13 protein-coding genes are annotated in these 14,108 nt (G+C 44.7%); 4 read left to right on the forward strand and 9 right to left on the reverse strand.

Features of this window, described 5'->3' with window-relative positions; genetic code table 11:
- Window positions 1–12: 12 nt before the first annotated feature.
- A complete protein-coding gene (locus tag NWE73_RS00075; RefSeq protein WP_277576225.1) occupies window positions 13–636 on the forward strand; it encodes a hypothetical protein in 624 nt (207 codons plus the stop codon).
- Here NWE73_RS00075 and NWE73_RS00080 read toward each other — a convergent pair.
- From NWE73_RS00080 to NWE73_RS00090, 3 genes are all read right to left on the reverse strand, one after another.
- Window positions 620–2,746, reverse strand: a complete 2,127-nt coding sequence (locus NWE73_RS00080) for a hypothetical protein (protein WP_277576226.1) — start codon at window positions 2,744–2,746, stop codon at window positions 620–622. The genes NWE73_RS00075 and NWE73_RS00080 overlap by 17 nt on opposite strands.
- 11 nt (window positions 2,747–2,757) lie before the next feature.
- On the reverse strand, window positions 2,758–4,629 hold the full coding sequence (locus NWE73_RS00085) for a tetratricopeptide repeat protein (protein ID WP_277576227.1): 1,872 nt from the start codon (window positions 4,627–4,629) through the stop codon (window positions 2,758–2,760).
- A gap of 73 nt (window positions 4,630–4,702) precedes the next feature.
- Window positions 4,703–5,191 carry a hypothetical protein gene (locus NWE73_RS00090; protein WP_277576228.1) on the reverse strand — a complete coding sequence of 163 codons (489 nt, stop codon included), beginning with the start codon at window positions 5,189–5,191 and terminating at the stop codon, window positions 4,703–4,705.
- Window positions 5,192–5,498: 307 nt separating this feature from the next.
- Between NWE73_RS00090 and NWE73_RS00095 the strand changes: the two genes are divergently transcribed.
- Window positions 5,499–6,026, forward strand: a complete 528-nt coding sequence (locus NWE73_RS00095; RefSeq protein WP_277576229.1) for a polyhydroxyalkanoate synthesis regulator DNA-binding domain-containing protein — start codon at window positions 5,499–5,501, stop codon at window positions 6,024–6,026.
- A gap of 134 nt (window positions 6,027–6,160) precedes the next feature.
- On the opposite strand, the gene NWE73_RS00100 is transcribed toward NWE73_RS00095, so the two are convergent.
- Window positions 6,161–7,408, reverse strand: a complete 1,248-nt coding sequence (locus NWE73_RS00100; protein ID WP_277576230.1) for a COG3014 family protein — start codon at window positions 7,406–7,408, stop codon at window positions 6,161–6,163.
- The gene (gene lpoB / locus NWE73_RS00105; protein WP_277576231.1) at window positions 7,408–8,004 is read right to left on the reverse strand and encodes a penicillin-binding protein activator LpoB; all 597 of its coding nucleotides are present in this window, start codon (window positions 8,002–8,004) and stop codon (window positions 7,408–7,410) included. The genes NWE73_RS00100 and lpoB overlap by 1 nt, the downstream gene beginning before the upstream one ends.
- Before the next feature lie 170 nt (window positions 8,005–8,174).
- Between lpoB and NWE73_RS00110 the strand changes: the two genes are divergently transcribed.
- On the forward strand, window positions 8,175–8,594 hold the full coding sequence (locus tag NWE73_RS00110) for a JAB domain-containing protein (protein ID WP_277576232.1): 420 nt from the start codon (window positions 8,175–8,177) through the stop codon (window positions 8,592–8,594).
- A 3-nt stretch (window positions 8,595–8,597) separates the two neighbouring features.
- Here NWE73_RS00110 and NWE73_RS00115 read toward each other — a convergent pair whose 3' ends face one another.
- Window positions 8,598–9,221, reverse strand: a complete 624-nt coding sequence (locus tag NWE73_RS00115; RefSeq protein WP_277576233.1) for a hypothetical protein — start codon at window positions 9,219–9,221, stop codon at window positions 8,598–8,600.
- Window positions 9,222–9,469: 248 nt separating this feature from the next.
- Between NWE73_RS00115 and NWE73_RS00120 the strand changes: the two genes are divergently transcribed.
- Window positions 9,470–9,964 (forward strand): hypothetical protein, encoded by a 495-nt coding sequence (locus tag NWE73_RS00120; protein WP_277576234.1) that lies wholly within the window; start codon window positions 9,470–9,472, stop codon window positions 9,962–9,964.
- Window positions 9,965–10,016: 52 nt separating this feature from the next.
- Here the strand turns inward: NWE73_RS00120 and NWE73_RS00125 are convergent, their stop codons facing one another.
- The 3 genes from NWE73_RS00125 to NWE73_RS00135 are packed head-to-tail and all read right to left on the reverse strand — an operon-like array spanning window position 10,017 to window position 14,085.
- The gene (locus tag NWE73_RS00125) at window positions 10,017–10,937 is read right to left on the reverse strand and encodes a spore coat protein U domain-containing protein (protein ID WP_277576235.1); all 921 of its coding nucleotides are present in this window, start codon (window positions 10,935–10,937) and stop codon (window positions 10,017–10,019) included.
- Window positions 10,934–13,324, reverse strand: coding sequence for a fimbria/pilus outer membrane usher protein (locus NWE73_RS00130; RefSeq protein WP_277576236.1), 2,391 nt, complete (start codon window positions 13,322–13,324; stop codon window positions 10,934–10,936). Before NWE73_RS00130 ends, NWE73_RS00125 begins: the two co-directional genes overlap by 4 nt.
- Window positions 13,325–13,350: 26 nt before the next feature.
- Window positions 13,351–14,085: a fimbria/pilus periplasmic chaperone gene (locus NWE73_RS00135; protein WP_277576237.1), complete on the reverse strand. Its 735-nt coding sequence runs from the start codon at window positions 14,083–14,085 to the stop codon at window positions 13,351–13,353.
- Window positions 14,086–14,108: the final 23 nt, after the last annotated feature.

Below are 14,108 nucleotides of genomic sequence, written 5' to 3' on the forward strand. Positions count from 1 at the left end.
TAGCATAGGGAAATGAATCCTGTTAAACAAGCCCTGATCGCATTTAAAACAAATTGGAAAGAAAGTCTTTACCTCGGAGCTGCGGCCACCGTGTTTATCTTCTTTTCACAGGTTGTTCCTTTTATCGGCGCATTTCTAATCTCATTGGGGCTTTTGATCTTCCAGGAGCTCACCAATATTCGCCTGCGCACAGGTCAATGGAAGTTGGATCTCTCTCATTTTCAAAATGATTGGATGTCATTGATAATCACAGCCATCATCCTGATGCCCACGGGCATTTTATTAGGCTCTGCATTTGGCCTTTTGCAAAGCCCACAAGAACACTGGCGAACCTTCCCCATGTCACTGGGACTTTTCATTCTGGGCATCTACTTCTTTATGATTCTTTCCCACGGCTTTAATCTTCAACAAAAGCTGCATGGTGGAATCGCGAAGGCCCTGGATGCGACGGCTTTGGCTTCTATCAAAAATTTTAAACTCTATTTGGTTGCCAGTTTTTACACGAGCGTGGCACTCATGATTGGCGGGCTGCTTAAAGGCGTGGGCTTTGTCCTGGCTCTGCCGTTTCTATTCTATGTCGGCTACTTTGTTTTCGCCGACATGGTCAATAAAGACGCTTTTAAAAAAGGTTCTTGAAGAAAGAAGCAATCTTGCCAAAGAAGTTGCTAAAGAATCCGCCGCCCTCTGCAGGTTTCGGCAGATTCGCAACGGAAGCTGAGGCAATTGGTTGCGACGAAGCCGCTAAGGCGGCCGCTTTGCGTTTGCCATCCAAGATATCGCGCGGAGTTGCCACCACCACAGAATTAGATCCACAGGCTCTTTGAATTTGCTGGAATTGATTCTGCATACGGCTGTGAATCATAGAGAAACTGCCGTCCTGCCCATTACACACACCACTCGTATCGCCTTGCACGCAATATGATTTCGTCAATTTAGCGTAGCTATCTTCAAGCATGGTAGTGTTCTGTCTGATCAATTCACTCTCAACCAAAGAATCCGTGTCTTTATCCACAGTTTTACTCATGGCGATCATATTCAAACAACTTTTCTCGTGATCTTGATAGTTCTGCTGCTCCATGCACAAGTAGTTACACTTCTGCGAGATGGTCGCGGCACCGCATTTACAGTCATTTTCTGAGATGAAGTCTTTGACGACATCCAGCTTGCTGTCTTTACATTCATTGCGCTTTTTGCGATCTGAAGCCAAAGACTCATTCGCCGCTTGTGTCGCCTTCTCAGCCCCCGTCGCCAACGAGACCATATCATTCAACAAGACAGAACGCGCGTTGTGCATCTGAAGCTCTACATTGGCCCACTGCTGATACATGCGATCAAAGCCAGCACACAATTCCGCTTGAGAGCGAGGCTGCTCAGACTGCAAGATCGGCTGCATTTGTTTAAGCAGCTCAACCTGCTGACTCATCTCACGAATCGCAGAACTACACTGCATACGAGATGCATTGTCAGAAGATTTATCCATCACACTTTGAAGCTTACGGATATCACTTTCCAGAAGCAGACGACGATCTTCAAGTTCATTGGCAACCACCAAGGGATCTTTGCCATTCAAAGAAGTCAGAACCGCCAGACGCAATTGTACATTTTTATCAATCTCAGCGACTTTCTCAGAAAGCTTTTGCAAATCATCCCAGGCCTTTTGCCCACGACCCGTCATACGCTCGCGCGTTGCCGGATCCATTTGCCCTGTCACCTCGTAGAAAATCTTTTTAACTAAAGAAGCAGCCCCGTCCGTTGCGAACTGCACCAGCATGGAACCCAAGGTGTATCCAAAACCGCTGGCCAGACCAATCTTGAAGAAGGTCTTTGGATCCTGAAATCCCTGAAGAGTCTTATTGATATCACTCACCGAGCTCCTCATAGTCTCCGTTGAGTTCGCAATTGTCCCTTGAATGGAATGCGCTTCACCCGCAAGATTGTTCACAGAGGAGGAGGCATTATTGATGGAACTCGCGATATTGTTTCCCGCACCCGCGACATTGTTTCCCGCGCTGGCAAGTCCATCCACAGAACCTTTAATCCCGCCGACGGTGTTGTTCAGACCATCCAAGGATCCCTTCACACTGTTCACTGCGCTGGAATCAATATTAATATTTGGAAGATTGACGTTTGGAATATTGCCATTGAACCCGCTGGTCAAATCTGCCAATGAAAATCCATCCGCCGCATAAGCCGGACTTACGAAGAATTTAAATAGACGATTCCAGTTTTGATGAGACTCTAAAGAGGCTACTGCCTGTGTCCCTTCAATTTGCTGGCGCTGCAAAAGTTCAGCTTCATAGTAGGTTGGCAACATGTAAGCAAGACGAATACTTGCTACAGAGTATTTAAAGTTCTTTTGATCTTTAGATACAAATAGCTTAATCAAACGCGCTTCATTGGGAACAGGTGCCTCATAGGCAATATAAGATCCGCGATCTTCTTTTTTCCACACCTTAATCCCCATCAGCTTCGACATCTCTGCCGCAAGATCCTTGGGAACACCTTTGCCGTGTGGAGATTTAATTTCACCGGAAGTCATTGTCGCGACAGGTATCACGTTGCCGCGCAACCTGATCATTCGCTGACGGCCTTGGGTTGTAACGCGAACCCCGCCTTCGGAGATGGAATACTTATCCGAAGTGGCCCAGTTTCTTTCGATAGATGAAATAGCCTGAGGGCTTGCTGATTTAGCAAACCCCAAAGACGAAGCTAATAGTATTGAAATTCCGACTACGTACGAAATCATCTAAAACTCTCTTATTTGCTTGTATGTTCGGCTAACGGAGCCTCCACCGATGCTGGCAAACGTGGGGTGCTCAACTCTTGTTTTTCTATTGCAGTAATCTTGTTGCGAATCTCTTTAACCTTGTTCTTGTCAGATTCCAGATCCGCAGCTTTGCGATACATCTTCTTCGCTTTATCCACCATGGATTGCTTGTAGTATGCGTCGCCCAAATGTTCCGCGATAACACTCACTGTGCCTTGGAATTTATGTGCGGCTTCCAGGAATTTCACTGCCTCAGTGAATTTACTTTGCTTGTACAAAATCCAACCCAATGTATCGAGCACGTAACCATCTTGTGGTTCGAGCTCCATCGCTCGACGAGCCAATTTCTCTGCATCCGGAAGATTTTGATTCAACTCAGCCCAGGTGAAAGCCAAATAGTTCAAACCTTGTACGTGGTTTGGATCCAATTCCAAAACTTTTTTCATTTCAGTGATCACAACGTCTTTTTTACCAAGGCGATCATTGATAGTTCCATAATAGAATCGCAATTGCGCATTCTCTGGGAACTTCTCCAAACCTTGCTCAAGAACTTTTGCAGCCGCTTTGTAGTCATTCTTTTCATCCAAAAGCGAAGCGTACATAGCGTAAACTTGCGGTTGGTCACTTCTTTCAGCCAAACCTTTGGAGATAACCTCCACAGCCTCATCCAAACGATTCATCCCTTTAAGAAGGTAAGCCGAATGAACCGTCGCCTCACCAAAGAATGTGCTGGATGCCGGAATCTTTTTAAATTCACGCACCGCTTTTTCATTTTGATGAGTTTCTTCGTAGACCGCCGCCAAATAGAAGCGCACTTTATCAGATTCTGGAGCTTCCTTAAGAACAGCCTCCAACTTTTCAGTCGCCAGCGGATACTTCTTCTGCTCAATCAAAATCAAGGCCATTTTCATTTTGACGTTCAATGGCTCATCCGTATTTTGCTCCAACACTTCCAATTGCTCATAAGCCAGGTCATATTTACCTTGCTCAATGAAAGTTTGTGACAACACTTCAGCGATCTTCGGACTAGGAGAGTTCTCTTTCTGGAAATTGCGATAAAGAGTGATCGCCTTTGCTTCGTTTTTTTGCTTGCTATACAAAGCACCCAAAGACAGAACTGCATCAGCAAAATCTGGTTTAAGAACCAAAGCTTTCTTGAAAGCTGCCTCAGCTGCTTTTTGGAATTTCGCTTCTGGCTGCTCCATGCGAACACGGCCAATATAGTATTGTGCCAGATACGGGGAAGTGTAATCTGGATTTTTCACCAAAGACTCAAAATAGCTGACTGCTTTATCCGATTGCTTTTGTTCAGAGTACAATGCCCCAATGTACAATGGAGCTTCTGTATTTTTTGGATCCAGCTTCAAGACCGTGTGATATTGATCCATGGCTTTTGGATACAATTTCATTGAAGAGTACAAACCACCCAACAACAAATGAGCATCAACATTTTTTCCGTCTTTCTTCACTGCTTCTTCAGCCTGTGTCAAAGACTCTGAGATCATACCTTGCTTAAGATACTCTCCTGCCAAACGCATATTTACTGTTGGAGAATTTTGATCATAAATCAAAGTCATCTTGAAGGACTCAATCGCCTTCGCTGCATTCCCCTCAAGACTGTAAGCTTCCCCCATAGAGAAGTAGTAGTCCGCTTGAGTGCGCATATAAAGAGGATCCAAAGTTGCTTGTCCATCTTGGCTGCTGATCACTGGAGGAGTGAGTGAAGCAGGAGCGCGATTCTTATCATCGAAGGAAGCTTCGAAATAAGGTGCTTTGTCATTTTCATTCGTAGTGAAAGTCGCGCAGGCGGTCAAAGAGAGAAGCAGGGTCGCCGAAATCGCGGTCTTAGTGAAGGAAAGCATGGAATCTCCTTAGTCACTAGGCTGATCGGCGAATTTTGAGAAGACCTTGAAGGCTCAGGACCTCATCAGGACTTTAGTTTTGAGTCATGCTCAGAACCACCCCGATATCGTCGCCAACATAGATTGGTTGGCTGGAGATGGCTTTAGATTCATTTTCCAGTTCTGCGGTATCGGCTTTCTTGTTTGGCCCCGAAGACCAAACTAAGATGCGCATAGCTTTGTTTTTTTCTGCAGACAGAATGCGGTAATGAAAAGGCTGGCCCCATGGATCATTTCCCATGGTTCCCGTCGTTCTGAGGCTTTCCAAGGTGGTTTCTGGGGCCACAGAGGCAGGGTTTCGGCCTGATTTGCTAAAAGACAGGGCTGAAGTTTTTGCCGCCTCGCGATAAATTTGCACGACTTGGTAACCAACAACCTCAGCCTTCTGCAAGGCAGCATCCACTTCAGTGTCGCGATGTGAACGGTTCCAGGGCGCAGCTATGATTGCTGCCGAAAAGCCAACAAGTCCTAACAGCGTCAGAACACCAGATGACTTAAACTCTTGTTTTCGTTCATTATTCATTAATTTATTTCCCGCAACGTGGTTTGCCTAAGATACCTTTCGGCAGCCTTTCGGAAGAACTTTAGACAAAGGTCTAACAATTTTAAAAAACAAACTTATGTTTGTGATTTTAAAAGCCCGCTGGGATTGATTTAATAACGCTTAGAGTCTTTTCTTTTGATCTGAGGACCGCTTGACAAGGGGTGGCGCCGGCGATAGGTTGCGCCCATCGACCGGGGGATGTGCTGAATACTTTAGCACTTAATCAGTTGATAATTTTGGGAAAATTTCAAATTGGGAGGCACTTTTGATCAACCAAAACGAAACAATGACATCTAAGCCAAATTCAAAAGTTAAAATCATTAAGCGTTATCAAAACCGTAAACTCTACGATACACAACAAAGCTGCTACGTTACTTTGGACGACATCGCTAAGATGATCCGTACTAACGAAGAAGTTATGGTTATCGATAACAAATCTAAAAACGATATTACTGCAGCGACTTTGACTCAGATCATTTTCGAAGCTGAAAAGAAAGCATCTCAATACGCTCCTCTTTTCACACTTCGCGAAATCATCCAAAACGGCAACGGCAGCATCTCAGGCTACCTAGCTAAATTGGGCGCTTTCCCTCAGGACTACATGACTAAACAACAAGTAAACACAGTTGTTGAAAATGCTTCTACTGACAGCGTAAAGCAAAACTTGGAAAACCGCGTTGCGACTGCAGCAACTCGCTACAACACAGACACTACTGCTAAAGTAGCTGCTGAAAAAGCGACTGTACTTCCTGGTTTGCAACAAGACGAAGAAACTCCAAATCTTCCTGGAATTTCTCTTGGCTTGAACAACTAATCTTAGCCTCGGCTAACTTAGTGAAAATAGGCTCTGCTTCGGCAGGGCCTTTTTTTTTGCGCCTACGCCAAGACTTCGGCCACAAGGCACCCTTCAAAGTGGACAAGGTCCGCAGTAGCTTTAGCGATGGTGGATTATTTTAACGAACGCCAGACAACGAACTTCTTTTTCCCTGCCTGAATCTCAACTTCTTGGTCTTTCAAACCTTCACCGGTGGGAACGCCCGCCAAAGTTAAACCCTCAAGATTGAATTTGTACTTTCCCGGAGCCAAAGGGATGCGAATCATCTGAATGCTTTGCGGAAGGAAGGACCATTGACGAAGATCAGCTCGGTCCGCCAAGTTCAATGCAATATAAGTCAGGTCACCCAAAAGTCGATCCTGTTGGCGAACTTGATCTGCGGCTACAGCCTTGGCTGCAAATCCCGCCATGCGCTTTGCCACCAGAATTCCATAATCATCTTTCAAAGTTTGAATAGCCGCCATTTCGACATCATAAATTAGACGGCTCACGTAATTCCCCCCACCTTCAAAGGAAAGTCGGGTCAAAACTGTTTCACTGCGGACGGGCATAAGAGCCGGCAAACGATATTCATTCGAGGAAGGAACCTTTCGTGGCCCCCAACCTTGTTGAAATATGACCACCAACTCCCCTATGTTTTTATCATACCAAGTTTTCTCTTCCTTCACGTCGGGAAACTTCTTTTTCCAGCTTTGATAGGCATCATTTCGTCGCGCCAATTTTGCGGAACGAATGAGGTCTTCCCCAATAGGCCCAATCGTAGGATCAATTTTGTAAGCCTCAGTGTAAGCAATGTAAGCATCATCGTAGTTCTTATTGGCTTCCCAAATCACTGCCGACAAATACTTACTGAAAGAGTTCATCTCGAATGACTTTTTCTCTTCCTGACGATTCTTGATAAATTTTTCGTTAATACGACGAGCTTCGACCAAAGCGTCATCCAGGTTTCCAAGCTCCAAAAAATTCATCGCCAAATACGCATTGATGAATATCTTTTCGAAGGTATCACCTTTGTATTGAACCATTTCCTGATTCAAAAGAAGCGATCCCGTCTGCCGGGAGATAGATTGATAGTCGACGAGTTCAGACAGGCGGTCGGCCTTCAAGAAGGCATTGTTACTGTCCTTGTAGTTTCCGGAAATCTGCAAGGCCGTTGCATAATCCAGAAGATACACCAGCTGATCCCCATTTTCATTCGCAGCCAAGGGCTCCAAATCCTTCAAAGCTTTGCTGAAGTCATGACTCACCAAAGCCTGACGCGACTCTTGGACTTTATTTTGATAAGTCGCACAAGCCGTCAGAGATAAGCTAAAAAAAAGACCCGCTGCAAGCGCGAGTCCTTTTGAAAAATCAGTATTCATTAAAGACCGATAGTTTTCTTTTTATATGTTTTACGAATTTGCTTTTGATCAGACCAAGTAATCATACTGGATTTTAGGTTCGTCAGATTCAAAGTGATTTTGTAGTAGACGGATTTGTCTTTGCCAACTTCTTGAACGATAGAATCAAGACGTCCATTGATAATATAGTCGGCACCAATTTGACCACCAGGTCCCTTTTTAGTCTCTTGGGAAACTTTGCCAGAATTCTGGTAATCATATTCGTTCGCGATATCTTCGCGAGCTTCTTTATCAATGAAACCTACTTTTCCAGATTTCATCAGCTCAACACGAACCATATCCATAATGCTTTGAGTGTCGATATGCTCGCTGGTTTTGTTCTGAAGATTTGTCACCATCACAACTGGCATTTTTTTAGCTTGAGCCAAGGAAGGAGAGTTCAATGCACTCGCCACCAGATCATGAACAGCTTTTTGCATATCTGTTTCTGACCACTGATCGTTCAAATTGTTTTCTCTATTAACATCATCGTACTCGCCTTTAACAAAGGCTTTAGGACCACATGCGGTCAATGCAAGCATGGTGACAATTACTGAAGGGAGCATCCACTTAATCATAAAAATACCTTCCTTAAACCTTTTAGGTTCTAACACACGCAAGTTTATGCCTATGACTTACAGGGCGCAAGTCATGCCCAGCCGTTTCAAGACGGGTGTCCTAAAATCGAATATAGAAGGCCCCATAGTGAATAATTATGAGGGGCATTAATTGCAGAGCCCCATTTATTATGACGAACGAAGTTAACTCGAGCCTGCATGCCTTCGAAACACTGAAACAGTATTTCAACCCTTACGCAGAAGAAGTTTGGGCCGTGGCGCTGAATTCCCATCTTCAGGTCTTAGGTCGAGAGATGATTTTTCGGGGGACTGCAGATCAATGCCTGATTCATCCACGGGATATCTTTAGGTTTCTAATTCTATCTAATGCCAGTTCCTTTATTCTCGCACACAATCATCCAAGCAAAGAAGTTTTGCCATCGGATCAAGATCTGATTCTGACTCGAAAAATCCACAATGCGGGCGTCCTGTTTCAGATTCCACTCCAAGATCATATCATTTTCAGTAAAGAAAAATATTTCAGCATGGCGGACCACGGATATTTTAAATCTTGGAAGAAATCATTTCGCGCAGAAAAATTTAGAAGCTAATACCTACTGAAGGGCTTCACCATTTGAATTGAGGATGTCTTGATCGCCACCACCCTGATCTGAAGGGCTGCGAATTGGCGTGACTGAGAGAACTTTAAAGTCTTCACCTATCTTCACTTTATATCCACCACGACGAGCATTCTCTATAAATTGACGAACGTACTCTTCTTTGTAGGCTTTCGAATACTCTGCCTGCTGCTGCTGATTGAAGAGTTCTTTTTGAACGACGTCATTGGGATTTTCAAACGACTCTGCTCGTTTATCTCCGCGCCCTAGCTCATTGGCAATTTCAGCAGCACGGGAATCACTTGATAGATCCACACCGCCTTGCGGAGGTGCATAGACAGGCTGAGCGGATGTCGCATCAAAGTCTTTCGCCAGTCGGGCGTTTTCAATCTCCATGCGTTGACGAGCCATCGCCATGGTTTCATTTGTCACCATAAGATGCTTGTTCACGGCTTTCTCATACTTTTCGGATTTTACTGTGGCAGAGATTTCTGCAAATTTCTTTTTTGTTCCGTCAGAACCCAGATAAAGAAATGCCATAACTCCTGCTCCCAAAAATAGAAGCAGAGCCAGAAGTTTGGAACTATCCTTTTCTTCCTTGTTGGCATTCTCGGATGACATAGAAACCTTATCGGAGAATATGAGAAAAGCCTTTAGTCCCAATGAAATGGAACACATAGCTAACCGGAATCAACTTAAGTGGTGTCAGCGTATTAAGGTCGGGTGTCTATGAATTTGACACCCACAAACGCGATATTTTATCCCAAAAGAATCATATTCCATTAAAAACCAGTAAAGATACTGGCACGAGTAGTGAATTAGGGTCTTCATGTCTAGTGTTGAATAACAAAACCGAAAGGATCCCTCATATGCATATGAAATCTGTTAAATTCGCGGCAGCCCTCTTATCAACTATGGCTGTTGGAACTTCCGCAATCGCTGCTTATGGACCGACTGGCACTCTCACGATCTCTGGAGTTGTGACGGCTGTGACCGAACTTGAAGTGACTGCTGCTCCAGACGCCACCACGTTGAATATCCTTGCTGGCGAAACGGACAAGCTTGTTGCTTCTGTTTCTGAAAGATCAAACAACATCGGTGGATATAAAGTGACATTGACCTCTGTGAACAATGGCCAGTTGGTGAATGGCGCGAATGCAACCTTAAAGACAGCTTACAAAATTGGCTACGACGGTGGAACGAAATTGAGTCTTACTAACTCTGCAACTCAAGTTAAAAACGTGACGGCGTTAACGGGTCTCACGACTGTAGCTTCTGCGATGAGAGTGGAAGTAACAGCTTTGCCAACGGCAGCTGCTGGTACTTACTCTGATACCATCACTGTTGCGATCACTGCGAACTAAGAATTTCTTTTATTGAAAAAACAAAAAGCCACCTCATAACAGGTGGCTTTTTTTATTCCGTCGTTTCAATCGTCAACTGAACTTGATCGCTGTAGGCTCCGGCCTTTACATTCCCAAAGTTTCCTATGGTCACAGTGATAGGAATAGAGGTTCCCGACGCTGGAGAGACCCCAAATACGCGATAGAGTTGTTGTGGACTTGTTGTCAAACCCACGGTGTCGTTATTGAATTTGATCGTGTACGGAATATATTGCGCATCAGTTTGATGTTTGAGTCTTCCACCATTTGTCGAAGAAACATAAAGAGTATAGCCCGCATTGTACTTCATAACTGCACTGGCTGACCGAGTAGCTCCCGCCGAGAGTGTACCAAAGTTCATCACTTCATCCGTGTCGCCCAATACAAATGCACCACCCGAGGCCACCATGGAAACGTCGACTCTCTTTGGTGCATTATAATTCAGTGAGATGAGGCGTGAGGAAACGAAGCTATAGTTGGACAAAGTCCCTCTATACAGATGAGCACTTATGTATTCAGTGTAGTTTCCGAATCGCAGCCATGGGTTTGTCATATTCAAAGCCGCCCAATAAGAAACATTCACTTGAGCGTCGTTATTTCCATCAGGCAGAGTTCCACTAAGAATGTCACTGTTGCTGGAAGCATCCGTGACGTTCTTGATAATATTCACCCCCGCAGAGTCCTTATAAACCTGATAGGGCCATTCATAGCCTGACATTTTGAGACTGCGATTCACATAAGAACTGGAATAACCGTAATCAAACACAATGAAGAAATCACAGCCGCCGGGATTGGTGTTGGCTTTGACCGTGAAAGTTCCTTGAAACTGAGGATTGGATGTAAAATCAATGTTGGTTTGCCCCGTCTGCAGTTGCATATTTACGCACGGAGCTCCCAGAGCATAACTCGAAAAAATGGTTCCCAAAATTAAAATCACAGAATTAAGAGTTCTCAATCTTCGCCTCCGGTCTTAACCGTGATATTTCCAAGGTCAATGACACTGTCTGGGCTCTCTTTAACTTGCACTGTTACAGAAGATAGGTCAGGACGATCTGTTACAATTCTATATTCGCCTGGTTCAAGACCTTCGATCAAGAAGCCACCCTCTTTGTTTGTAAAAAAGCTGTTGTCCACAAGGCGGCCCTTGGCATCTATGACATCTCCAGCAGCATAAGACAGCACTTCGCCATTTTCTTTAACGAGGCGCCCTTTCACCATCACTTTGTGTGTAAAGTTCAGCGAGATCAAGATACCGCTACGATATGTTGGCTGAATGCCGTAATACTCTTTTTCCAGCAAATAACCCGGGGGCAATGAAGTCGAATCTAAATTCACAAGGTATTTGTAGTAAGCTGTTTGATCTTTAAGAACCGTCGATGAACGAGGCCCCAACTGAGCTTCCCCGCGAGTCCCATTCGGATTGATGATCAGCTCTTGACCATCTGGAAAATTATTGGCAGCCACCAATACAAAACTATCCGTGATTGGTTGAGTAAAGGCCCCATGACTTCCGACCCAAGCAAAGCCCGTATTGATCCCAAGGGTGGTGATATTGTTGGTTGTACTGCCAATTTGGGTTGAGTATTGATCCAAGCGCAAACTCGCCGGCTGAGTAAAGTACTCTGCAGACAAGCTCTCTTGAGTGTTCATCTCGTTATTCTGTATCGACGCTGAAGCCCTGAAGTCATCATACTTCGAAAGATTATTTTTGCTTAGAGTGACATTGGAATTCTTTTGTTGAGAGTCATAGAATGAACTTGCGCTGTACCGGCCCTGAAGTTCATTCCAGAAGAATGAAATGTAACCGCGATCATCCACAGCGTTATCCACAACCTTATTGTAACTCACTTCGACGCGACAATTCCCTGCGAGAGGAAAAATGACGTTGGCGCGGTACAATCTTTGATCCGCGGTATTGCGCTGTTCAAGGTAGCTACCACCGATTCCGATAGTCCAATAAGATCCGGGACGGAAATTCAGTTGTCCGTCATAGCGACGTAGAAATGTTGAAGGCACCAGGTTGTTCGCCGATACCGGATTAAAATCCTGATCGTGATTTTCAGATTCCAAAGTCAAAGTGACAGGCATGTCCACACCGGCCATACGATCCAAAGTGCGGTACCTAAACTTCTCAGCATATCCCTTTTGACTGGAAGTCTGCGCCGAGTATGCCACGTCCGCAGAGAGATATCCCCAATTGGTGATTCCAGAAGCCTCAACACCCGTAAGCGATTGTGAAAGGTAATTTTGATAATTAAATCCTACGGTCAGTTCATCAGAAAGACCCACGCGATGAAAGGCATTCGCAAAGACAGCATCTTTCACATAGGCGCGATCGGCACCTGATTCAGTCCACGGAGCCCCCGCGCCATAAGAAAACTCCTGCACCCCTTTGGGAAGAATGCTGTTTTCAAATAAAACTGAAAAGTCGTAAATTTCTTCCTGGCCAAAATTATCGCGCACCTTAACTTTCACATTGTTCTGACCAATTGCCAGAGGGAAATCGCGAATGTTGAAGACCCCAGGGGCCAGACGCATTTGACTGTACATGAAGCCGTTTACATACACTTCAACCTGCGATGGCCGTTTAATCACTATTTCTGTGGAACTGAGAGGGCGCAAAGTTTTATATGGCTGAATTCCAAACTCTCGCACCAATGAGAATCCCGCCATATTGGGAGCCATTTGAAATCCCCGGGAAGTCAGAGTTAAATCACCCAAGGTATAGCGATTCATGCGCTGTTCATCATCCCAACGAAGACGTGTGTCCTGTCGCTTCCAGGGATGGTCATCCTGCTCAAGGTAGTCCGCCATGCTTTCCAGAACGAAACCATGGATGTTTTCTACAAAGTCGACGTGGCCGGAAAGAGGAAGCTTCTTATTTTCCGTATTCAATGACCCGTACTGATAAGACTGATTAAAACGAAAATTCAAATAACCACTTTGCTGACTGGGTCTTAAATATTTTTGATTTCCGTCATCGAAGTAGTTTAAGTCGACGTCGTTACTGCGACGATACTTTAACGGAAGATCCAGACGCAGCTCCAAATTGGCGTCGTTAAAATATGCTGAAACACCCGAGGCCTTCAGATCGCGCATCGTGATCACTCTCTCCGAGGTGACTTTCTGTTTCAAGTTGGCAAAAAGATCTTCCTTCATTCGCATTTGCAAAACCTGCAATAGAGGCTCTGCTTCTATTGAGAAATCACGATCTGTATCTCGTGGAAAAATCCAGGCTTCCTCGATGACCGCTCCATCTATTACGATCGGCGCCACCACATAAGGCTTTGCCAAAGCAGGGCGAGGACCCACCGCTTGAGCCGCTAAACTAGATAGAAACACAAATAGAAAAATAAAAGGCAGAATCCTCAATCACCAAGCTCCGCAAACTCAAGCTCTGCTTTTACACCTTGAGGAATTTCTTTGGATAAAGTCAGAGTGACAGTCTTTTCGGTCTTAGCCAAAAGATTCAAACCCTCAAATTCTTTGGGATCGGCGATTTCCATCACGATTTTATTGCCAGAAACAAGTTTCAACTTTTTTGTGTGAATCACCTTGTGAGCCGTGCCTTCATTGACCAAAGTCACCAGCACTTTTTTCGGGCCAAGTACTTTGGTCTCTTTCACTCTCACCTTGGCTGCGGCATTGCCGGGAGTGACGTAAGCGGATGCTACATATTGCAGAAGAAAATTCAGACTGACGCCGGGTTTTTTGGATTTTGCATTTTGCTCTTTAAATTCAACGGGAATTTGTGAAACAACGATGCGATATGATTTCTCATCGTCTCCTTTAAATTCCCCGGCCCAAGTGACGCGTACATTTCTTTTTTCGTTGGGAAGCAGAACCACCTGTTCAGGATAAACATTAAAGTCCGAACTCTTAACTCGAACCTCTTCCCCTTTGGCGTCCACCCCACGCGTGAAAACCTCTATCTGCACAGGAATCTTTTCGGAATCTGGATTTTCCAAAGTCAAAACCTGCGTCGATTTGCTTCCTGAAGGCGCAAAATAGATCACCATCGGTGACATCTTAAATGCGTAAGAAAAGACCGGAAATAAGAAAAGAAACGATATAAAAAAGAGTCTTAAAAACTTTCTTTGCATATAGATATAAGTTAGAGCACCGC

Origin of the sequence: Bdellovibrio svalbardensis (assembly GCF_029531655.1) — a bacterium.
GTDB classification, from domain to species: Bacteria; Bdellovibrionota; Bdellovibrionia; order Bdellovibrionales; family Bdellovibrionaceae; genus Bdellovibrio; species Bdellovibrio svalbardensis.